General features: G+C 63.2%; 19 protein-coding genes. 3 read left to right on the top strand and 16 right to left on the bottom strand.

Annotated features, from left to right (window positions below):
* Nucleotides 1-12: 12 nt before the first annotated feature.
* The 13 genes from AB4P94_RS17260 to AB4P94_RS17200 form a co-directional block, all read right to left on the bottom strand.
* Nucleotides 13-2,406 (bottom strand): TonB-dependent receptor plug domain-containing protein, encoded by a 2,394-nt coding sequence (locus tag AB4P94_RS17260; protein WP_395606581.1) that lies wholly within the window; start codon nucleotides 2,404-2,406, stop codon nucleotides 13-15.
* Between the two features lie 1,104 nt (nucleotides 2,407-3,510).
* Entirely contained in the window at nucleotides 3,511-5,622 is a 2,112-nt protein-coding gene (gene gspD / locus AB4P94_RS17255) for a type II secretion system secretin GspD (protein WP_395611352.1), read from the bottom strand.
* Between the two features lie 5 nt (nucleotides 5,623-5,627).
* Nucleotides 5,628-6,146: a hypothetical protein gene (locus AB4P94_RS17250; protein ID WP_395606580.1), complete on the bottom strand. Its 519-nt coding sequence runs from the start codon at nucleotides 6,144-6,146 to the stop codon at nucleotides 5,628-5,630.
* Entirely contained in the window at nucleotides 6,143-6,742 is a 600-nt protein-coding gene (gene gspM / locus AB4P94_RS17245) for a type II secretion system protein GspM (protein ID WP_395606579.1), read from the bottom strand. Before gspM ends, AB4P94_RS17250 begins: the two co-directional genes overlap by 4 nt.
* On the bottom strand, nucleotides 6,717-7,709 hold the full coding sequence (locus tag AB4P94_RS17240) for a type II secretion system protein GspL (RefSeq protein ID WP_395606578.1): 993 nt from the start codon (nucleotides 7,707-7,709) through the stop codon (nucleotides 6,717-6,719). Before AB4P94_RS17240 ends, gspM begins: the two co-directional genes overlap by 26 nt.
* Nucleotides 7,706-8,407 carry a type II secretion system minor pseudopilin GspK gene (locus AB4P94_RS17235; RefSeq protein WP_395606577.1) on the bottom strand — a complete coding sequence of 234 codons (702 nt, stop codon included), beginning with the start codon at nucleotides 8,405-8,407 and terminating at the stop codon, nucleotides 7,706-7,708. Before AB4P94_RS17235 ends, AB4P94_RS17240 begins: the two co-directional genes overlap by 4 nt.
* Nucleotides 8,404-8,973, bottom strand: coding sequence for a prepilin-type N-terminal cleavage/methylation domain-containing protein (locus tag AB4P94_RS17230; RefSeq protein WP_395606576.1), 570 nt, complete (start codon nucleotides 8,971-8,973; stop codon nucleotides 8,404-8,406). Before AB4P94_RS17230 ends, AB4P94_RS17235 begins: the two co-directional genes overlap by 4 nt.
* Nucleotides 8,970-9,302: a prepilin-type N-terminal cleavage/methylation domain-containing protein gene (locus tag AB4P94_RS17225; protein ID WP_395606575.1), complete on the bottom strand. Its 333-nt coding sequence runs from the start codon at nucleotides 9,300-9,302 to the stop codon at nucleotides 8,970-8,972. The genes AB4P94_RS17230 and AB4P94_RS17225 overlap by 4 nt, the downstream gene beginning before the upstream one ends.
* On the bottom strand, nucleotides 9,299-9,724 hold the full coding sequence (locus tag AB4P94_RS17220; protein WP_395611351.1) for a Tfp pilus assembly protein FimT/FimU: 426 nt from the start codon (nucleotides 9,722-9,724) through the stop codon (nucleotides 9,299-9,301). The genes AB4P94_RS17225 and AB4P94_RS17220 overlap by 4 nt, the downstream gene beginning before the upstream one ends.
* Nucleotides 9,725-9,731: 7 nt before the next feature.
* The gene (gspG, locus tag AB4P94_RS17215) at nucleotides 9,732-10,142 is read right to left on the bottom strand and encodes a type II secretion system major pseudopilin GspG (protein ID WP_395606574.1); all 411 of its coding nucleotides are present in this window, start codon (nucleotides 10,140-10,142) and stop codon (nucleotides 9,732-9,734) included.
* Between the two features lie 13 nt (nucleotides 10,143-10,155).
* Nucleotides 10,156-11,352, bottom strand: a complete 1,197-nt coding sequence (gspF, locus tag AB4P94_RS17210; protein ID WP_395606573.1) for a type II secretion system inner membrane protein GspF — start codon at nucleotides 11,350-11,352, stop codon at nucleotides 10,156-10,158.
* Complete coding sequence (gene gspE / locus AB4P94_RS17205; protein WP_395606572.1) at nucleotides 11,349-13,046, bottom strand: type II secretion system ATPase GspE; 1,698 nt, start codon at nucleotides 13,044-13,046, stop codon at nucleotides 11,349-11,351. The genes gspF and gspE overlap by 4 nt, the downstream gene beginning before the upstream one ends.
* A 251-nt stretch (nucleotides 13,047-13,297) precedes the next feature.
* On the bottom strand, nucleotides 13,298-14,338 hold the full coding sequence (locus AB4P94_RS17200; protein ID WP_395606571.1) for a LacI family DNA-binding transcriptional regulator: 1,041 nt from the start codon (nucleotides 14,336-14,338) through the stop codon (nucleotides 13,298-13,300).
* Nucleotides 14,339-14,547: 209 nt separating this feature from the next.
* Here AB4P94_RS17200 and AB4P94_RS17195 point away from each other — a divergent pair, with 209 nt between their 5' ends.
* From AB4P94_RS17195 to AB4P94_RS17185, 3 genes are read left to right on the top strand one after another with little or no spacing between them, the layout of a single operon-like run.
* Nucleotides 14,548-16,737: a TonB-dependent receptor gene (locus tag AB4P94_RS17195; protein ID WP_395606570.1), complete on the top strand. Its 2,190-nt coding sequence runs from the start codon at nucleotides 14,548-14,550 to the stop codon at nucleotides 16,735-16,737.
* A gap of 2 nt (nucleotides 16,738-16,739) precedes the next feature.
* Nucleotides 16,740-18,071, top strand: coding sequence for an LLM class flavin-dependent oxidoreductase (locus AB4P94_RS17190; protein ID WP_395606569.1), 1,332 nt, complete (start codon nucleotides 16,740-16,742; stop codon nucleotides 18,069-18,071).
* A complete protein-coding gene (locus AB4P94_RS17185) occupies nucleotides 18,068-18,991 on the top strand; it encodes a sulfonate ABC transporter substrate-binding protein (RefSeq protein ID WP_395606568.1) in 924 nt (307 codons plus the stop codon). Before AB4P94_RS17190 ends, AB4P94_RS17185 begins: the two co-directional genes overlap by 4 nt.
* A 21-nt stretch (nucleotides 18,992-19,012) precedes the next feature.
* On the opposite strand, the gene fecE is transcribed toward AB4P94_RS17185, so the two are convergent.
* The 3 genes from fecE to fecC are packed head-to-tail and all read right to left on the bottom strand — an operon-like array spanning nucleotide 19,013 to nucleotide 21,763.
* Nucleotides 19,013-19,804: a Fe(3+) dicitrate ABC transporter ATP-binding protein FecE gene (gene fecE, locus AB4P94_RS17180; RefSeq protein WP_395606567.1), complete on the bottom strand. Its 792-nt coding sequence runs from the start codon at nucleotides 19,802-19,804 to the stop codon at nucleotides 19,013-19,015.
* A 4-nt stretch (nucleotides 19,805-19,808) separates the two neighbouring features.
* On the bottom strand, nucleotides 19,809-20,777 hold the full coding sequence (locus tag AB4P94_RS17175; RefSeq protein WP_395606566.1) for an iron chelate uptake ABC transporter family permease subunit: 969 nt from the start codon (nucleotides 20,775-20,777) through the stop codon (nucleotides 19,809-19,811).
* The gene (gene fecC / locus AB4P94_RS17170; protein ID WP_395606565.1) at nucleotides 20,774-21,763 is read right to left on the bottom strand and encodes an iron-dicitrate ABC transporter permease FecC; all 990 of its coding nucleotides are present in this window, start codon (nucleotides 21,761-21,763) and stop codon (nucleotides 20,774-20,776) included. The genes AB4P94_RS17175 and fecC overlap by 4 nt, the downstream gene beginning before the upstream one ends.
* Nucleotides 21,764-21,765: the final 2 nt, after the last annotated feature.

Genomic DNA, 21,765 nt, shown 5'->3' with positions numbered 1-21,765 from the left:
TATTCCTCCGCCTTAGAAGGCATAGGTCAAGCGGGTGTAGTAGTACCCGCCGGTAAAACCGTAGGGCGAATAAGTGCCGTAGCTGGCAACCATGGTGCTGCTCGGCACGCCTTGTTTCTTGGGGTACTGGTCGAACAGGTTCTTGGCGCCGATGGCGATGTTGAGGTCTTTGGTGAGGTTGTAGCCAAGGTCGAGGTCGGTGATCCATTTGGCGCTGTAGATACGGTCCAGGCTGCGGTCGGCGGAGACGTTGACCTCTTTGTAAGCGCCGTAGCGCGTCAGGGCCAGGTTGAGGTTGAAACGGTCGATGCTCCAGTCGCCGCCCAGGATCAGCTTGGTCTTGGGTTGCACATCGGTGATCAAGCCTCGGGCCTGACGGTCCATCAGCTCGTACGAGGTGCCCAGGATGGTGGTTGAGTCCTTGTAACTGAGGATTTTGGTCTGGTTCCAGTTGAACGCGGCCGTCCACTTCAGCGAGCCGAACCGGCCGAGGTCCTGGGTGTAGTTGCTGACCAGGTCCACGCCTTTGGTGCGGGTGTCAGCACCGTTGAGAAAGTACTGGCCGCCGGAGGTGGAGTTGATGCCGCTGTTCTGCAACACCTGGGTGATTTCAGGGCCGAGCAAGGTGCCGGTCAGCGTGATGCGGTCGCGCAGGTTGATCACGTAGGCATCGGCCGTGAAGTTCAGGCGGTCGGTAGGCGTGAGGGTGAAGCCGAGGCTGAAGTTGGTCGAGCGCTCGGGTTTCAAATCCTGCGCGCCAAGGGCCTTGGCCGCCGCCGAACTCACCGGCAGCACGCCGTAGTTGATCGACTGATAGACCCCGTCCACCACGCCATAGGTGGTGGAGCGCGCACTGAACAGGCTGTTGGCCAACGACGGCGCACGAAAGCCATTGCTGACGGTGGCGCGCACGGCGAATTGCGGGGTGAAGTCGTAGCGGGTGGTCAGCTTGCCGCTGCGGGTGGCGCCCACGCCTTCGTTGTAATGCTCATAGCGAAACGCGCTGCCCACATACCAATCCGGCAGCGGGTTGAAGCCCACATCGACATAACTGGCGAGGCTGTTGCGCGAGGCGCTGCTTTCTTCGTCCGGCGAAATGCCGTTGGTGACCTGGGCCCCGGACGACGCGCAATTGCCTGGCGCCACGCAGTAGCCGCCGTTGGCATAGGACGCGTAATCACCGGCCTGCACCTCATAGGTGTCACGCCGATGCTCGAAGCCGTAGCTCAGGTCCAGCGGCTTTTGCAGGCCGATGTCGAAGCCGCGCTTGAAGTCGAGGTTGGTGGTCAGTTCGGTGGAAATCCAGGTGCCGGAGGTGAAGCTGTTTGGCGTGTATTCGCCCAAAGACGGGTTCTGGTTGTGGGTGGTGCCCTGCTCCGCCTCGTTGCGCCCGTAGGTGGTGGACAGGTCCCAGTCCCACTCGCCGACGGTGCCTTTGCCACCGAACGCGGCCTGGAAATCGTCCTCGTCGATGTACCAGGTCGGCGTGTAACCGGCCGGGTAACCGTTTGGCCCGGTGGTGATGGTGTTGGTGATGGTCGGCAGGCGGAAATTCTGCCCCTGCTCGGCCTTGCGCCGTGAATAGGTGGTGAAGGAGTACAGGCTCAAGCGGTCATCGACCGGCAGCTCGGCGTTGTAGCCCAGGGTCAGCAGGTTGGTTTTGGGTGTGCCGTAGCCGCCATAGGTCGCACGGCCTGCCTGATCAAAGGCCTGTGCATAGCTGTAGCCGTTGGCGCTGGCCTTGTTGTCATCGTTCTGGCTGCGGGCATCCAGGGCCAATTGCACGATGCCGCCGTTGCCGACTTCGAAACCTTTGTTGAGGCTTTGCTGCACGGTCTGCTTCTTGCCGTCGTAGCCCTGGCCGACGTTGGTCACCGACGTGCCGCGGGTGTCGGCCTTGAGGATCACGTTGATCACCCCGGCAATCGCATCGGAACCATATTGGGCGGCGGCGCCGTCGCGCAGGACTTCGACGTGGTCGATGGCGCTGATCGGAATCAAATCCAGGTCAGCCGGCGCCGCGCCGGTGTTGATGCCATTGATGTTCAGGGTGGCGCTGGTGTGGCGGCGCTTGCCGTTGACCAGTACCAGCACTTCGGCCGCACTCAGGCCGCGCAAGTTGGGTGCCCGGGCGATGCCGCTGGCGTCCCAACCGGTTTTTTCCGGCAGGGTCAGCGAGGGGATGACGGCGCTCAGGGCTTCCATCAGTCCGGGCTTGCCAGTGCTTTGCAGTTGCTTGGCGCTGACCACATCAATCGGCACCGGGCTACTGGTGACAGTGCGCTGTTCAGCGCCACGGTTACCGGTGACCACTACGGTGGACAGGGTGCTGTCGTCCTGGGCCTGGGCGGTGTTGGCCAACAGGGCCAGCGCCAGGGCAGCGGTGGGTTGCAAGACTTGCTTCATAACCACTCCAAACTTTCCAGATCGCGAAGTCGGGCCGTCGCGCGGGCGGGCGCGGTGCTCGGTTTTTTCAGCGGTATCGGCGGTCTGGAACTAGGTGTGGAGCGAGTGCGGGGTTTGAATTGGCAACATACGTTGAACTCCCTTCCAACGATTCTGCCGCAGGGTCTTTACCCGGTTATGGCGCGCAGAATCTGAATCACGCTGGGTACCATCCGAGGTCAGGGGTAGGCTGTTGCGATCAAACATAACGGAATGGTTTTTAAAAATATAATGCTATTTGGGCATAAGCTAATATTCTTGGAATTCATTATTTTTTGATTATGTTATTCATATGTGTAATGTCTTTTTTGAGATTGTCAGGGGGGCATATCCGGTATTTGGGTGATGGCTGCTTATGGTTCCGCCCTTACGGCGGGTCACTTTGGAAAAGAGCCCCAAAGTAACCAAAGGGCTCTTGCCCCTGCACTCGGTGCCTCGCCTAGGCTCGGCATGCCCGAACGCAGGCTTGAATCCGTGGGCCGCCGCCATGGGCCATCCCTGGCCCATCGCGGCTAACCCGGCGTCCTGCCGGGTTGCCCACGGATTCAAGCCTGCGTTCGGCCAGCGTGTTTAACGGGGCGCCTGAGATCAAGATCAAAAGCAAGAGCACGGCGGCCTGACAGCCGGCCTGAGTGGTTGGATCAAAAGCGCTGTTTTTGCCAGGGCAGGTTGCGATCTCCCAGACAAATGAAGATCCAAATGTGGGAGCGGGCTTGCTCGCGAATGCGGTCTCGCAATTACAAATATGTTGACTGAACCACCGCTTTCGCGAGCAAGCCCGCTCCCACATTTTTTGATCGCGCTCGGCTTTGCTTTTCTGTGGGAGCTGGACCGCGCTTTTGATCTACACCACTCAGGCCGGCTGTCAGGCGGCCGTGCTTTTGCTCTTGATCCTGGGCGCCCCGTTAAAACACGCTGTCGGATTACGGGCACACCGAGCGTGAGCGAGGTGCCGAGTGTTGGGGCAAGAGCGTTTGGTTACTTTGCGCTTTTCAAAGTGACCCGCCGTAAGGGCGGAACCACTTTCAGCCTTCACTCAAATAACGGATATGTACCCCACCCCACTCACTCCCCCGGGGCCCTCAAAAGCCGCATCTGCTCCCGATAATCATCCGTCACCTGCCGCGCCTGCCCGCTGCTGGTCACCACCCGCGGCGTGATCAACACAATCAACTCCGTCCGTTCCCTGGACTTGCTGGTACTCCCAAACAACCACCGCAACCCCGGAATCTTCCCCAAATACGGCACCGAACTAACCCCCTCAGCGTTGTCCTGCTTGATCAACCCCCCAAGCAACACCGTCTGCCCACTCTGCACCGCCACCTGCGTCGACACCGAACGCGTCGAGATACGCGGATTCACCGGCGTATCAGCATCACCACTTTGACGCTCCGCATCACTGACCTGCTGCTGAATATCCATATACACCAGCCCCCCCGGATTGATGCGCGGCACCACATCCAGAATCACCCCGGTCTGCACATACTCAACGCTGCTCAATGTGGTATCCGAGGTCCCGGTATTGACCGTGGTCTGGCTGATCGGAATGTTGTCCCCCACCTGAATCTGCGCCGGCTGATTGTTCATCACCACCAGCGACGGCGCCGACAACACCTGGGTGCGCCCGTTCTTTTCCAATGCATGCAACGCCACTTGCAGGTTGGAACTGACAAACGAATAAAACAGCGCATCCGTGGCCCCCAACCCTGCCCCGCCACCGCCCAGTGCACCCTGGCTGCCGGAGGCGTTAGCCACCGTGGTGCTGGTGGAGTTACCCGCCAGACGCCCCAGGTACCACTGCACCCCAAGGTCCAGTTCACCACTGAGCTTGACCTCAAGAATGCGCGTCTCGATCTGTACTTGCAGCGGCGGATTGTCGAGGCGTTTGATCGCGGCCTCGATCTCTTTCCACTGGGCCGGCCGGGTACGCACCAGCAGTTGGTTGCTGCTTTTCTGCGCAGTAATACGGGTGCCCGCTTCGAGGCTGGCGCTTGGCGCCATCTCGGTGCTTTCCGGCTCCGGCTCGTCAGCAACAGGCGCAGGGTTCTGCACACTGTTGTTGGGCGAGGACAGGGTCGCCGTGCGCAGCCCCGGCGCGACTTTCGCCGGCGGGTCGTCCTTGATCGCGCCTATGCCGTAGATCTGCCGCAGATACTTGGCAAGGTCCGCCGCCTTCATATTGCGCACGTCGTAAACGTACATCTGCGGTTCGTTGCCGCCGCCTTCGTCGATGGTGCGAATCCAGTCGCCCACTTCGCTGAGGTACTGTGGTTGCGAAGAAATCGCCACCACCGAATTAGTCCGTTCGATCGGTAAAAACCGCAGCATGCCCGCCAAGGGGCTGCCGCTGTCCGTGCCGAACATCGCTTGCAACTCAGGCATCAGCTCGGCCACCGACGCGCGTTGCAGGCCAAACACGCCCACCGACATGCCCTTGAGCCAATCCACATCGAAGGTGTCGATGGTGTCCTGATAGTTGGCCAGCTCATCCGGTGTGCCCGCCAGGCTCAAGACGTTACGCGCCGGGTCGACCAGCAAAAACGCATTCTCCCGAGCGAACGGCTTGAGCAGTTTTTGCATCTCGGTGGCGGAGATAAAACGCAACGGGAACAGCCGCGCCGAAAGCCCGCTGGAGGGCGCGGCCGCGTTCATCTGCGGCACCAGCTTGCCCGCCACGGCTTGGTCTGCGGGCAGGATCACATAGCGCTGGCCCTGGCGGATCATCGCGTTGTCGGTCCAGGACAACAGGGTTTCGAGGATCGACAGCGCCTGTTGTTTATCCACCGGCCTGGAGGTGGAAAAGCTCACGTTGCCTTTCACGCCCTGGGCGATGCTGTAGTTTTCGTGCAGCAGGTCGCCCATCACGCTGTTGATCACCGCCTCGATCGGCTGGTCGGCAAAGTTGAACACGATGTCGCCCCCCTCCTCTTTCGCCAACGCGGTCGCCGCTGGCGGGCGCACAAACTGTTGGTTGCCACGGATCAACTGGCGTTGCGGCGCAACGTGGGCTTGGGGCTGGGGGTTGTCGGGCGCAGGCGCTTCGGTCGGCGGGCGCTGCGAGCCTGTGCCTTGCAGGGCTTCGTGGAGCAGATCGTCGTCCGCATCAAGGCGGTCAGGGATGGAACCACAGCCCCCCAAAGAGACGGCAGTGGCCAGGCAAAACAGGGAGGTGCGCAGGTCGATCAAGGGAGAGGCTCGCGGGGCAGAGTCACGGGTGGGCGGGAGGATGGCGGTGGCAAACGCTTGGCGTAGAGATTCAGGGTTTGGGTGCGGCCATCCAGGGCGAATCGGGCGGATTGCGGGGTGAGGTGTTCCAGGCGCCAGCCGTTGGGCAGGGTCTGGCCGAGGCGGACGGTCAATGCCGGGCCGTTGGCCTGTTTGAGCAGGGCCATTTGCAGGTTGCCGGTGATCATGATGCCGCTGAGCGTCAGGTTGGCCAGGCTCGAGACGCGGGCATTACCCACCTCGCGGTCGGGGCTGCGGTCCGGGCTGAACAGCGGTGCCTGCCAGGTGGCGGCGAGGTTTTCCAGCGGGACATTCGGTGCAACCTGCACGCGGGCCGAAGCCTGGGTATGGGCGTCCGGTTCGGGCAGCCATTGGGGTTCGTCGCCAATGCTGCTGAGGATGACCGCCATCAACACACCGAGCAAACCCGACAAACCGAGCAAGCCCCACTCCAACGGACGCAATACACCCCTCATCGCGCCACCTCGGGTTGCAGGTAGCCGCGTACCAACAACTGCACCTGCAGTTTCCCGGCACCGCCCATCGCCGGCGCTTCTCGACTGCGGCGGATGCGCAGTTCATCGACGAACAGAAACGGCGGCTGATACTCCAGTTCATGCAGCAACGCCTCCAAAGGCTCGATGGCACAGTTGAGCGTCAGGCTGACCTGCACCTGACGATACGGCTCGCCGCTGTCCTGTTCCGGGGTGATGGGTTTGCGCTGGGTCAGGCTGCAACCGCCACCGAGGCTGGCGTGGCTGCTGACCAAATCGGCGAGGCGTTGCATCAGGTCGGCGGCGACCACGTCGGGGTCATCGCCGGGCAACAGGCTGGTGCTGCTGGCCGGGTCTTGCTGCGCTTGCGCAAGCTGGCGGCGCAGCGTCTCACCCTGGCGCAACACGCCGGCATAGCGTTGCTGCTGCTCGCGCAATTGCTCGGCCTGCTCGCCCATGGTGCGCAAGGGCCCGGCAAACCAGCTGTCGATCAACAGCCAATACGCGGTGCCTGCGACCACCGCCAGCAGCAGCAACGCCGCGCCGCGACGTTCACGGGGTGTAAGGGGTCGGCACATAGGCGGCCTCCTGGCGCAAGTGGGCACGCAAGGCAAACCTGTCTTTGCCGGTGTGTGCATCGGGTTGAATCACCCCTTCGAACTGAGCGTTTTCCAGGCGCCGGCAACCTTTGAGACGGGTGATCAGGCCGCTGGCTTTGGCACTTTGCCCGGAGAGGGAGACTTCACCGTCCTTGACGTCCAACTGGTCGAGCCAGGTATCGGCAGGCAGGCAAGTGGTGAGGTCATTGAGCAGCGCGGCCAACGGTGGCTGGGCGAGCTTGTGCCGGGTGAGGTACTGCGCCGCGCCACGGGTGTTGAGCAATTGCTGGCGCAAGGCGTGTACTTCGGCGACCTGGATTTGTTGCCGCTCGACGCTGGCGCGCATGGCGTCGACCACACGCTGGCGGTCATTGAGCCACAACAGCATCGCGGCGATCAGCAGTGCGCCGCACAGCCAGGGCAGGCTGCGTTGCAGGCCTTTGCCACGCGGCTGTTTGCGCGGCCGCAGGGGGGCGGGGAGCAAGTCGATACCCAGGCCTGCGGCATCCACACGATACGGGTGCAGGCCAAGGGCGGCGCAGTCGGCGAGGATCCGGTCCAGGTGTTCACGCAGGATCGCCACCAGCGTCACCTCAAGATGGGCCGCCGTGCGCTGTTGCAGGTGTGCGACAAAATACAACTGCTCGGCGTCGAAGGGTGTGAAACGGTCCAGCTCATAACCGACGACGGTACTGAGGTTGCGCGCTGCGGCCAGGGGCAGTTGCACGGTTTGCAGCAGTACCGTGTGCGGGGCAAGCATCAACACTTGGCGTGCAGTATCCGGCACAACCGGCGCTTTCAAAGGCCAATGATGGATGTGCTCCGGCGGCTCCTGCAATGCCAGCCAACTCGGCACACAGGCACGCAACTCTGCGAGCCACAGGCGCCAGCCCTGTTGCAGCAGGCTGCCGCGCCAATACCGGGCGATGGGTTCCAGTCGATTCATTTGTGCCAACGCAGCACCCGGTAGGGTTGCGCGCCGTCCTCCTGGGGGCTTGATAAAACCGTGACGTGCAACCGCGCCTGGTAGCCACCGGGGCGCTCGGCGCGGCTGTCGATTTCCAGCATTTCACCGGGGTCGCTACCCTCGGCGTGGGGGTGCGGCAGGTTCAACGCCTGGCGCATCAGCGGGCTGGCGAAGGCCGGATCGGGGCGATCCAGGTCGCTCCACAAAGTGATTTCCGGCAGCAATCGGCTGTACAGCGCCTGGGTCATACCGGGCAACTGACGCACTTCTTCCAGCACCCGAAACGGCGCCAGGCCCTGATTGCGCCGTGCATCGAGAGCCTCTGCCAATTGCGCGGCCAGGGCCCGGGTGGCACCGCAGGCCAGGGCCAGGCGGCTGAAGTCATCCGCCTCGGCGTTAACCACATACAACTTGCCGCGCTCGCTGCGCAGGCTGACGTGTATTTGAGCGTCGTCGAAGCTCAGGGGTATTTCGCGGCCATCGGCAACCCAGCGTTGCCCAGCCATGACCATCGCGATACCCGCCTCGGCGGCCAATACCGTTTGGGCATGCTGGCGCAGCCACAGTGCCTGGCGACTTTGCAGTTGCACCCAACCGGCCAGCCCGCCCAGCAACACACTGAGCAAGGCCAATACCCACAGCACCAGCAACAGCGCGGCACCGCGTTGACGCCTCATTCTGCTGTGCCCGCGCTGGCCAGATTCAGGCGCAGGGCAATCACCTGGGTGACCCACGGCACCGGCCCGTTGACGTTCGCCGCGATACGCACCGCGCCGGGCAAACGCTTGGGCCACGGCCATTCATCCAGCCAGCCGGTGGCCTGGCCCAGCGGCGACTGGCCGCGATAACTGAAGTGCACACCGTCGATATTGCTCAACAGCACTTGGGGTTCAAGGCCGGCAAACCCGACCTGTAGATCCTGCCCGGCTCGCTGCACGCTGACCTGCTGAATCCCGCCGCCGAGCACGCCGGGAGAGGTCGTCACAAACGTCAGGCGCTCGGCCGTGCCAATGAAAAAGCCCTCGGCATGCCCGACGTACAACGGCAACGCCTCGCTGATCGAGGTGCGCAAGAACTGCTGGGCCGCGCGCATTTGATCCAGGCTGGCGGTGTAGCGCTGGGCCTTGGCCACCGCGCGGTTGGCCCCCAGCAAGGCGCCACTGACGAGCACCAGCAATACGCTGAGCAAACTCAACACCACGAGCATCTCCAGCAAGGTGAAACCCTGCTGAGAGCGCTTCACAGGCGGGCCTTCAAGGTGCTGAACCGGGCTTGATACGGGCCTTCGCTGACGATCAGGTCGAGACGAAACAGGCGCGGCGGCTCAGAGGTGCACGTCAGTTGCCAATGGATGCCATCGAGTTCGCCCTGGCTGATGCCTTCCGTCAGCGGGCCACTCGCTTCCTGATCCAGCACGCTCAGCGCGGCGTGGGTCAGGCGGTCGCTGTGGGCGACTTGCGCCAGCGAACGCGCACTCTGCCCGAATGCAACCAACAGCACCGTAGAGCCCAGCGCCATCAACGCCAGGGCGGCGAGCATTTCGAGCAAAGTGAAACCGGCCTGGCGCCTCATGGCAACGCCCTGGATTGCACGCTGCCGGTGAGCCAGCCGATATCGATGCGCCAACTCCGGTTGCCGTTGGCCACCCGCAGATTGCCGCCCGTGGAGCTGCCATCGGGATAGAACGTCACCGCGGCGCCCTGCTCTTCAGCCGTTTCTACAGTGACCTTAAGTGCCTGCGGCCAGTGCTGGCGCGCACGCCCCGGCGCCTGAAACGTCCGCCCTTGCAGATCAAACTCGGTGCGCGCCGCCTTGCCACCGATGACGGCACCCGCGCGCGTGGCGCGCAGCGCGTCAACCATCGCGCCGACCACCCGACGCTCTTGCCCCACCTGCAACCCCTGGCGCACGCCCAGCCCCAACACCCCCGCAGCGAAGCCGATCAACAGGATGACCACCAGCATTTCCATGAGGGTGAAGCCGCGCTGGGGCATGGCCTGGTTATTCCCAATTGCCCAGGTCGGCGTTGTAGCCTTCACCGCCGGGCTGGCCGTCCTGGCCGTAGAAGATCAGGTCGAAAGCACCGTGCTGGCCTGGAAAGCGATAGCCAAAAGCGTGGCCGAAGGGGTCCTTGAGGTCCGACGGTTTGGCGTACGGCCCCGTCCAGCCTGACGCATTGCCGGGCTTGTCGAGCAGTTGTTGCAGGTTGCCGGGCGGTGAGCCGACGTCGAGGGCGTAGCTGTCGATTTTCATGCTCAGACCGGCCAGTTGGGCCTTGCCCGCGCCGTACTTGCCCTTGTCCACATTGCCGCCGACCTGGCGCACCACAATGGTCGCGACAATCCCCAGCAGCACAATCACGGCGAGCATTTCCAGCAAGGTAAAACCGCCTTGGCGGCGCAGGGTTTTCATCGGGCTTTCTCCTTCATATCGTGCTGGTCAGGCTCATCAGCGGCAGCATGATCGCGAGCATGATCACCGCCACCAGCACCGCCATGACCACGGTCAGTGAGGGCACCAGTGCCGCGAGCAAGCGGTCGATGCCGCGTTTGGCTTCAATGTCGAACACGTCGGCGACCTTGAGCAACAGGCTGTCCAGTGCACCGGCCTGCTCGCCGACTTCAATCATTTGCAACGCCAGCTCCGGCAGCAGCGGATGGGCGCCGAACGCACCTGCCAGGGTGGCGCCGCCTTTTACCGCCTCTGCCGCTCTCTCGACTTGCGCCTGCAACGCGCAATTGCTGCAGACTTGCCGGGCGATCACCAGCGCCGGCAACAGCGCCACGCCGTTGCTGAGCAAGGTGCCAAGGGTGCGCGTCAGCCGCGCCGCTTCGACGCGCTGCAACAACGGGCCGAACACGCGAATGCCGAGCAGGTGGCGGTGGTATTTTTCCCGGCGCTGCGGGTCGCGCAGGCGGGCAACAACCAGACCTGCGAGCGCAATCAGAGCGGCCAACAGCGCCAGGCCGTAGCCGCCGAGAAATTGCCCGAGCGCGAGAACCGCCTCGGTGATGAGCGGAATCGGCACGCCCAGATCCTGGAATATCGGCACGAACTGCGGCACCACGTACGCCAGCAACAACGCCAGTGAACCCAATACGCCGACCAGCAGGAACGCCGGATAGATCAGCGCGTTGACCACCTCGCCGCGCAGCAACTGGCTGCGTTCCAGATAGTCGCCGAGCTGGCTTAAGGTGCTGTCCAACGCGCCACCCGCCTCCCCGGCACGCACCATGCTCAGGTACAGCGGGGAGAACGTGCCGCCCTCTTGCGCCAGCGCGGCAGATAACGGTTTGCCTGCTTTGACCTGATCACGGATGCGTTCGATCAGCGCGCGCACCCGGGGTTGCCCGGGTTGCCTGAGCAATACGCCAAGGCAACGCTCAAGTGGCTGGCCGGCACCCAACAAGGTCGCCAGTTGTTGAGTGAAACTGACCAGCGCCGCGCCCTTCAATGGCCCGCGTGCGCGTCGCAGCAAGGGGCTGCCCGCCGCTTCGATCTGCAACAACAGCAGACCGCGCTTGTGCAGCGTGGCAACGGCGGCCGCTCTGTCGGCGGCCTCCAGCGTGCCGTTATGCGCAGCGCCCTCGGCGTCCAGCGCGCGGAACTTGAACAGGCTCACGCGCCCTCCCCCCGGGTCACACGCAGCACTTCTTCCAGTGAGGTAATGCCCGCCAGCGCCTGGCGCAAACCCTCCTCGTACAGGGTGCGCAAACCGGCGCGGCGCGCGGCGTGTTCAAGGGTCGCGGCGTCGGCGTGGCGCATCAACAGGTTGCGCAGTTCATCGTTCATCACCAGCAGTTCCGTGATGGCGCTGCGGCCGTGGTAAGCGCCTCTGTAGAGCAGAATCGGGCGCTGCCCGGTCAAGCGATCCAGCCCGTGCTCGGCGATCAATTGCGGCGGCGCTTCAAAGGCCACGCGTGTGGCCGGATCCAGGCGCCGCACCAGCCGCTGCGCAAGAATGCCGCTGACCGTGGAGGCAATCAGGTAGCTCTCCACGCCCATGTCCAGCAGGCGCGTGATACTCGCGGCGGCGCTGTTGGTGTGCAGGGTCGACAGCACCAGATGCCCGGTAAGGGAGGACTGGATGGCGATGCGGCAGGTTTCCAGGTCGCGGATTTCACCAATCATGATCACGTCCGGGTCCTGGCGCACGATGGAGCGCAGCGCACCGGCAAAGTCCAGGCCAATGGCGGGCTTGACCTGAATTTGGTTGATGCCTTCGAGCTGGTATTCCACCGGGTCTTCCACGGTGATGATTTTGCGTTCGGCGGTGTTGAGCCGTGACAGCGCGGTGTACAGCGTGGTGGTTTTACCGGAGCCGGTGGGCCCGGTGACCAGCAGGATGCCGTGGGGGCACTCCAGCAGATCGAGGAAGCTTGCCAGGCGCTGGCCGTCGAAGCCCAGGCTCTGGAAATCGAACCTCAGGGTTTGCCGGTCCAGCAGGCGCATCACCACCGACTCGCCAAAGCTGGTGGGCACGCTGGACACGCGCAAATCCAGTTCCTTGCCCTGGATGCGCAGCATGATGCGTCCGTCCTGGGGCAGCCTGCGTTCGGCAATGTCCAGCCGCGCCATGATCTTCACCCGCGAGACCACCGCCGCCGAGGAACTGGCCGGTGGCGCCTCGGCGTCGTGCAGCACGCCGTCGATGCGGTAGCGCACCTTGAGCTGGTTTTCGAAGGGTTCGATATGAATGTCCGAGGCGCGTTGTTCCACGGCGCGTTGCAGGATGAGGTTGACCAGGCGGATCACCGGCGCTTCGGAGGCCATGTCCTTGAGGTGTTCGATATCCTCCAGCGCCCCGCCCTGCTCGTCGAGGTTTTCGATCAGCGTGCCCATGGCGGAACGGCCCTGGCCGTAGTAGCGCTCGATCAGCGTCTCGACTTCAGTGCGTGGGCCGATGGCCAACCACACCGGGGCCTGGCACGCGTAGGCCAGGGCCTGGAATGGATACAGCTGCGCCGGGTTGGCGGCGAGCACGCGCACACCGCCCTGGGCCCAGCCCATGGGCACCACCTGGTAATGGCGCATGAAGCGCTCGGTCAACGCGGGCAAGGGGTCGAGCAACGGCGGCGCGGCCTCGGCCAGCAACAACGGTACGCCGAGCAAACCGGCCCAGGCGCGGGCCAACTCGGCTTCAGACACCAACCCCAGCCGAGTGAGCAGGCCCAGCAGGTCACTCGCGTCGGTGGACAGCCGTCGGGCACGTTCCAGGTCAATGGTTTTCAACCCGGCGTGCTGCATCAGCCACGCGCACACTTGATCCGTGTGCGGTATCTGCAAATGGCAGGCATCGATAAGGGCTGACGACATAAAGTTAAAGTCTAGTTGCGAGAAAGTATGGCTATTTGAAACTACCGAGAAGTGCCATTAGTTCGCCACGCACGAAGAGCGCGTTAGCAGGGTTAATCGACTTGAAGTTCTAAATCTAGTTCCTGAGATGGGGAAACAAACTGAAATGAATAGAGTGAGGCTGTCCCGGATTTCCGGTACAGCCCTTACTGCAAGGCCCTTGCGACCTATATGCGGATTGGCTAATTGCAATTAGCCACTTCGTTAGTTGCTCAGGCGCTCTCGCGCTTGATCAAATGGCAGCCCAAAAGATTCAAGCGTTGAACTTCATCTTCGACAGGTAAAACCCCCAAACTTTCAAGCACGCGCGTGGCGGCCAGTACCCCAATTTCCAGCGCGGGCGGTTTGATCGTACTGAGGCTCGGCAACAACATCTCGGCAAACGGGTAATCGCCAAAACCAAGCACGGCGCAGTCTTGCGGAATCTTCAGCCCGGCACGCTGCCCGGCGAGCAAGCCGCCGGCGGCGAGGTTGTCATTGGCGAAGAAGATCGCGTCGGGCGGGCTGGCGTGGCTCATCAGCGTTTCCATGGCCTGCTTGCCGGCGTCGAAAGGCGCACGGTCGGCATCCGGGGCGAAGACCCACGGCTGCAAACCCAGCTCGGTGACCGTGGCGGCGTAACCGTCGCGCCGCTCCAATGCACTGAAGTCGCCCGGCGCGCTGTTCTGCACAAACGCGATGCGCCGATAACCTTTGCCGTGCAGGTAACGCGCGGCGCTGACGCCGACGTCGTAGTGAGAAAAACCGATCTGCAAGGGTTCGCGTTCGGGTACGTAGTCCCAGGTTTCCACCACCGGGATATCCGCCTCGGCGATCATTTTTTCGGTGACCGCGCTGTGGAAGCGACTGGTCAGCACCAACGCAGCAGGCGACCAGCCGAGAAACGCGCGCACCGCACTTTCTTCCTGCTCGGCGCTGAAGTAACTCGACGCCAGCAACAGCTGATAACCGTGGCGGCTGAGGGTGTCGCTAAAGCCCTGAATGGTGTTGGCAAAGATCGGCCCCGAGATGTTCGGAATCACCATCGCCACAATCCGGCCCCGTGCCGAGGCCAGCCCGCCAGCGACCAGATTCGGCACATAGCCCAGTTGCGCCACCACCGCCGCAATGCGCTCGCGGCGTTCAGGCGACACCTGCTCCGGCTGGTTGAAATAACGCGACACGGTGATCGCCGACACGCCGGCTTCGCGAGCCACGGTACTCAAGGTGACGCGCCCGGCGCCACGGCGTTTGCGCGGTTTGTCTTCGCTCAAGAGAGAATCCTGTTAAAAACCAAAAAGAATATAGGGCTAATTTTTTAGTATTTGACGCTCTAAACCAGACCTACCAATAATGCCGATGTTAGCGCTAACAAAGCGCTTTGTCTGCTACTCGCTCGAGCGAATGCCAACGACAGTTACACAGGCGCTGACGGTCGCAAGAACCGCAGCGGTTCAGGGCATTCCTTTCGAGCGGACACAGCATGCATACACTGCAACGCGGCACTTTTCTGATTTTGGCAAGCTTGACGGCCCTCCCCGCCGGCGGTGCATCTGCCGCCGACGAACAGGAACCCACCCTTAAACCGGTGACAGTCACTGCCACCCGCCGCGAAGAATCGCTGCAGAAAGTCCCGGTGGCCGTTTCGGTGCTGGATGGCGAACAGCTGGAGCGCGACAACCGCAACGGTGTGGCGAGCATCGTGCAACAGGTGCCGTCGCTGAACTTCCGCACCGGCGCCTCGAACAAGGACACCTCGCTGTTCGTGCGTGGCGTGGGCACTATTTCCACCTCCCCCGGCGTCGAGCCGACGGTGGCCACGGTGATCGACGGCGTGGTCTACGCCCGCCCGGGCCAGGCGACCCTCGACCTGCTGGACCTGGAGCGCGTCGAAGTGCTGCGCGGGCCCCAAGGCACGCTGTTCGGCAAGAACGCCTCGGCCGGTGTGCTGAACATCACCAGCAAAGCGCCCACCGCCGAGACCCACGGCTATATCGACCAGTCGTACTACAGCGGTAATGAAAGCCGCACCCGTTTCGGCCTCGGCGGCACCCTGGTGCCGGGCGTGCTCAAGGGTTCGATCAGCACACTGTTCGGCAGCTACGACGGCAATGTCGACAATAAGCTCAACGGTCAGGAGGTCAACGGCTACAACCACAAGGGCATTCGCGGCAAGCTGGAGTTCACGCCAAACGACGACGTGAAACTGACCCTGATCGCCGACTACATGCAGGCCCACGATGACGGCCCGAATGGCGTGGTGAGCAAGTCGCTGACTCCGGCGTTTGCCAATGCGCTGAACCCGGTGCGCGCCTCCAGCGATAACCGCAACATCAACACCGATACCCGCACCCATGTCGATGACACCAATAAAGGGCTGTCCGCCCAACTGGACTGGAACCTCGGCGACTACACCCTGACCTCGATCACCGCCTGGCGCGGCTGGGACAACACCCAGTACCAGGACGGCGACCGCCTCGGCAACGTGACCGCCGCCTTCCCGGGCACCGCCGACAAGGGCGACCTGGCCTTCGACCAATACTCCCAGGAACTGCGCCTGGCTTCGCCCAAGGGTGAATTCCTGGAGTACGTTGGCGGGCTGTTCTACATGCACGGCAAAGACAAAGAGACCTACCAGCGCACACTCACGACCACCACACGCACCGACCGTGGCATCGCCGACTACAGCACCACCAGCGACAGCTACGCGGTATTCGGCGAAACCACGCTGAATTTCACTTCGCGCTTTCGCGGCATCGCCGGCTTGCGCTACACCCATGATGACCTCAAATACGATCACCGCCGCGTCTCCACCTCAGCCACCACGGTCAGCGGAATACAACCCGCCACCGCCAGCTCGGGCTCGGTGGATGAAGACGGTTGGTCTGGCCGGCTCGGCGTGCAGTACGACATCACCGACAACATCACCAGCTACCTGACCTATTCGCGCGGCTACAAGGGCCCGGCCTACAACGTGTTCTTCAACATGCAGCCGCGCGACACCGACGCGCTCAAGCCGGAAACCTCCAACACCTGGGAAGCCGGCATCAAAGCGACAGGCTGGAACAACCGCCTGACCACCAACCTCGCCGTGTTCCACAGCGATTACGACAACTACCAGGCGAACTTTTTCGACACCGTCGCCGGGCAAGTCGTGACGCGGTTGATCAACGCCGGCAGCGTCAGCACCGAAGGCGTCGAGCTGGATTACGCCTTGCAGGCGACTCAGCAGCTCAAGCTCTCCGGCGCCCTGGCCTACACCCGTGCGCGCATCGATGAATTCGCCTGCCCGGCGGGCGCGGCGGCAACCTGCAACGTGAATGGCAAGCCGCTGCCATTCAGCCCGGACTGGAAAAGCTACGTGCGCGCCGACTACACGATCCCGCTGGATAACGGCCTGGATATCGAACTGGGCACCGACTACAGCTGGCAGAGCGAAGTGCAGTACGACATCAGCCAGAACCTCGACACCAAACAAGGCGCTTATGGCATCTGGAACGCCAGCGTGGCCCTGGCCGACTACAGCAATGGCTGGCGCGTCGCCTTTTTGGCCAAGAACCTCGCCGACAAGTCTTACTCCCCGCTGCTGGCCAGCGGCGGTAATTACATCTACCGCGCCGTGCCCCGTGACGATGAACGTTACTTCGGCGTGCAACTGCGCAAGGATTTCTGAGCATGAGCCGTCAACTGAAACTCGGTGCCTTCCTGATGGCCACCGGGCACCACGTCGCCGCCTGGCGCCATCCGGGTGTGCCGGCAGAGGCCGGGCTGGATTTCGCCCAATACAAACATTTGGCGCGGGTAGCGGAAGCGGCGAAGTTTGATGCGCTGTTTGTGGCCGACAGCCTCGCAGCAGCCACCGGCGAGATCGCCAGCCGTATGGCGCGCTCGGACCACTTCGAACCGCTGACGCTGCTCTCGGCGCTGAGTGCCGTGACGGAGCACATCGGCCTGATCGCCACGGCGACCACCAGCTACAACGAGCCCTACACTGTGGCGCGTAAATTCGCCTCACTGGATCACCTGTCCGGCGGGCGCGCGGGCTGGAACCTGGTGACGTCGGACAACGCCGCCGAGGCGCAGAATTTCGGGCGCGATGAACACCTCGGCCATGGCGAACGCTACAGCCGCGCGCGCGAGTTTCATCAGGTGGTGACCGGGCTGTGGGACAGTTGGGACGACGACGCCTTTGTGCGCGACAAGGCTAGCGGGCGCTATTACGACCCGGCGAAGGTGCATGTGCTGGACCACGTCGGCGAGCACTTTCGGGTCAAGGGCCCGCTGAATGTGGCACGCTCGCCCCAGGGCCAACCGGTGATCGTGCAGGCCGGTTCTTCAGAGGCAGGGCGTGAGCTGGCGGCGCAAACCGCCGAGGTGGTGTTTACCGCGCAGACGTCTCTGGCCAACTCGCAGGCGTTTTATGCAGACGTCAAAGGGCGCCTGGGGCAATACGGGCGTGAGGTGGATTCGCTGAAAATCATGCCGGGCGTGTTTGTCGTCACAGGGCAGACCGAGGCCGAGGCGCAGGCCAAATTCGAGGCGTTTCAGGACCTGGTTGAGCCCGAGGTGGGTGTGGCGTTGCTGGGGCGCATGCTGGGTAATTTCGACCTGTCCGGCTACCCGTTGGACGGGCCGCTGCCGGAGTTGCCGCTGACCGACAGCGGGCAGCGCAGCCGTCAGCAATTGCTCAGTGAACTGGCCCACCGCGAGCACCTGACATTGGCGCAATTGGGCCGGCGCATTGCCGGTGGCCGCGGGCATTACAGCGTGATCGGCACGCCTATGCAGATCGCGGATGAACTGCAACGCTGGTTTGAACAGGGCGCGGCCGATGGCTTCAATATTCTGGTGCCGCATCTGCCGGGCGGGCTTGAGGACTTTGCCCAGTGGGTGGTGCCCGAGCTGCAACGGCGTGGGTTGTTTCGCACGGAATACGCCGGAACGACGTTGCGGGAAAACCTCGGCTTGGCCCGCCCTGCAAATCGCTTCACGCAGGTGCCGGCATGAACATTTCGGCACTGATGTTTGCCCTGCTCGCCGTGGCGAATACCGCGATGGCGGCCGACCCCGAGGCCCTGCGTATCGGCTATCAAAAAGGCTCGATTGCCCTGGTCCTCGCCAAAGAACATGGACTGCTGGAAAAACGCTTCCCACACACCGAAGTAAAATGGATCGAATTCCCCGCCGGCCCGCAGATGCTCGAAGCCCTGAATGTGGGCGCGCTGGATGTGGGTTCCACCGGCGACATCCCGCCTCTTTTTGCTCAAGCCGCCGGTGCCGACCTGGTTTACATCGGCGCCGAACCGCCCAAGCCGACGGCCGAAACCATCCTTGTGCGAGACGACAGCCCGTTGCATTCAGTGGCTGATTTGAAGGGCAAGAAGGTGGCGTTTCAAAAGGGTTCCAGCTCCCACAACCTGATCCTGCGGGCGTTGAATAAAGCCGGGTTGAGCTACAAGGATATCCAGCCGGTGTACCTGCCGCCGGCCGATGCGCGCGCGGCGTTCGAACAAGGCAGTGTGGATGCCTGGGCGATCTGGGAACCCTATACGTCACTCGCGCTGAGCCAGAGCCCGAGCCATGTGTTGGCTAATGGTGAAGGGCTGGGCTTATCCGGGCCGGTGTACACCGCGCGGCGGGAGTATGCCCGGGCCAATGGCGCGTTTGTTCGTGACTTGCTGGGAGAACTGAGTGCTGCCGAAGCCCTCACGCGCAGTCAGCGTGAAGAGAGTGTGCAGGTGTTGACGCGTTTCATGGGCCTGCCTGCGGACGTCATCGCGCGTTATATGGATAACCGCCCGCCTTCGCCGATATTGCCGATTGATGAGGGGATTATTCAGGCGCAGCAGGTGACGGCGGATCTGTTCTATCAGAACCACTTGTTGCCCAAAGCCATCGATGTGAAGAAAGCCGTAGCAGCCGACTGAGCTCCCACATTTTGAACGGTGTCAGGCGTGAAGGCGGATGCTTTTTTCAACGAGGCACATCGGCGTGCCGGACACCGGTTCGCTCATGATCTGCACTTGCACTTCAAACACCTGGCGCATCAACTCGGCGCTGATCACCGCTGTGGGTGTGCCGTCGGCCACCAGCTTGCCGGCGTGCATCACCGCCAGATGGTCGGCATATCGGCAGGCCTGGTTGATGTCGTGCAGCACGGTGATCACAGTCTTGCCTTCAGCGGCCAACTCGCCCATCAAGTCCATCAGCTCAACCTGATGGCTGATATCGAGGTAAGTGGTCGGCTCATCCAGTAAAACGATCGGTGCATTCTGCGCCAACACCATGGCCAGCCAGGCGCGTTGGCGCTGGCCACCGGATAAATCCGCCAGGGCGCGGTCGGCCAAGTTGTCCAGCTCCAACCGTTGCATGGCCTGCGTCACATGGGTTTGATCACTGCCACTGAGGCGCCCCCACAGCGAGTTATGCGGGCTGCGGCCATAGGCAACCAACTGGCGCACGCTGACGCCTTCCGGCACCGGCAACACTTGGGGCAAAAACGCAATCTGCTGCGCCAACCGCCGCGCGGACAGGCTGGCATAGGCTTGGCCATCCAGTGTCAGCTCGCCCCGGGTGGGCTTGAGAATGCGTGCGAAAGCCTTGAGCAACGTGGACTTGCCGCAACCGTTCGGGCCGATCAACGCGGTGACCTTCCCTGCCGGTGGTGCAAACGTAAGGCTTTGCACGATGCGCGTGGCGCCGTAGCCGATATCCAGTTGATGTGCCTGGAGAATGCTCATGTCATCAGCCCTTGAACCGTGCCAGCAACCAAAGAAAATACGGCGCGCCAATCACCGCCGTCAGGATCCCTGCCGGGATTTCGCTGGGCGCGATCAGTGTGCGCCCAAGCGTGTCGGCCAGCACCAGCAACAGCGCGCCGATCAGCATTGCCGCAGGCAGCAAATATTGGTGATGCCCGCCGACCAGTCGCCGCGCCATATGCGGCGCGACGAGGCCGATAAACCCGATCGGCCCGATCACGCCCACTCCCAGGCTGGTGAGCAGCACCGCGCAGGCCATCGCCCGCCAGCGCGTGCGGTTCAGCGCAGTGCCCAGGCTGTGGGCCGCTTCGTCGCCGAGTGCGATCAGGTTCAGCGGCTTGGCCAGGCACAGGCCCAGCGGGATCAGCGCCAGAAACGGCAACACCAGCACGACGTGGTGCCAGTTGCGGCTCCACAAACTGCCGGTGAGGGCGAGCAACGCGGTGTTGATGTCCAGCGGATGGGACAGGATCAAAAACTCGGTGACGCTGGACAAGGTCACCGCAATCGCCACCCCGGACAGCGCAAACCGCACCCCGGAAAAACTCACGCCAGTGTTGTACAGCGCCAGCAGCAAGGCGCCGCCGGCACCGCCCAGGCAAGCCACCAACGGCAGCCAGGCGATGGGCATCTGTGGCCAGCCAATGATCGCGACCGTCAGCGCCAGCCCGGCGCCCTGGGTCACGCCAAGAATTTCCGGCGAGGCCAGCGGGTTGCGGATCACGCCCTGCACAATCGCCCCGGCCAGGCCAAAAGCACACCCCGCGAGGATCGCGATCAGGCTGCGCGGCAGGCGGTGGTTCCACACTTCAAAGTCGAGGGCATCGTGGGCCAGCAAGCGCTCCAGCACGGTGGTCGGTGTGAGCCACAGGGTGCCCGCGCTGAGGCTGACAAAGGTCGCCGCCACTAACAGGCCCAGCAGCAGCCAGAGGCGCACGCGTGGCCGGATCATAGGGTGCGCCTGGCAAGAAAGAGAAAGAACGGTGCGCCGATCAGTGCGGTGACCACACCGGCCGGCGTCTCCACCGGAAAGGCGACGGCACGGCTGAGCAAGTCGGCACCCAGCACGATCACCGCGCCCAGCGCCGCACTCAGCGGGATCAGCCAGCGGTAGTCGTTGCCGAGAAACTGGCGAATGATGTTCGGCGCGATCAACCCGACAAAACCGATGGGGCCGACCGCGCAAACGCTGGCGCCCACCAGCAGAAGGCTGGCGACAAACACCTGCAGGCGCAGGCTGGCAATGCCCACGCCGAGGGAGCGTGCGGCGTCTTCGCCCAGGTTGATCAGGTTCAGGCGCGGCGCACACCACAGGGCCCACAGGCCGCCGATCAGGGTGCAGGGCCAGAGCAACTGGACTTGCGCGGCGCCAACGTTGGCCAGCGAGCCGGCCAGCCAGTTCAATACGCTTTGCGCCTGGGCCTCGACCAGAATCACGGTGAGCCGGGTCAGGGCTGCGCACAATGCAGCGACAGCCACACCGGCCAACACCAGACGCCCCTGCGCCGTGGTCGGCGACCACGCGCCACCGAGGCTGAACACCGTAATCCAGGCTAGCGCGCCGCCCACACACGTCATCAACAAGGCCCCGCCGGCAAAGGGCGGCGCAACCAGGCCGGTCGAAAACAGCGCCAGCCCCAACGCCGCCCCCGCCGTGACGCCGAACAACGAAGGCGACGCCAGGCGGTTACGCGTGATGCCCTGCATCAGCGCGCCGGCCAGGCCCAGGCAGGCGCCCACCAGCGCGGCGCAGACCGCGCGCGGCACCCGCAACTGAGCGACGATATAGGCCATATTGCCGCCCACGCTGCCCTGATGAACCAGACCGTTCCAGACATCCGTGGAAGTAATGGTGAACGGTGACCAACTGTACAACGAGAACCAGAACAACAAGGCGCCCAGCAGTACAATGCCGACGGCGGCAACGCTGCGTTGCATGC

The sequence above is a fragment of the Pseudomonas sp. B22129 genome (assembly GCF_044218875.1).
Lineage (GTDB): Bacteria > Pseudomonadota > Gammaproteobacteria > Pseudomonadales > Pseudomonadaceae > Aquipseudomonas.
Note: the sequence above shows the minus strand (reverse complement) of the source record. Positions and strands in the feature narration are given on the sequence as shown.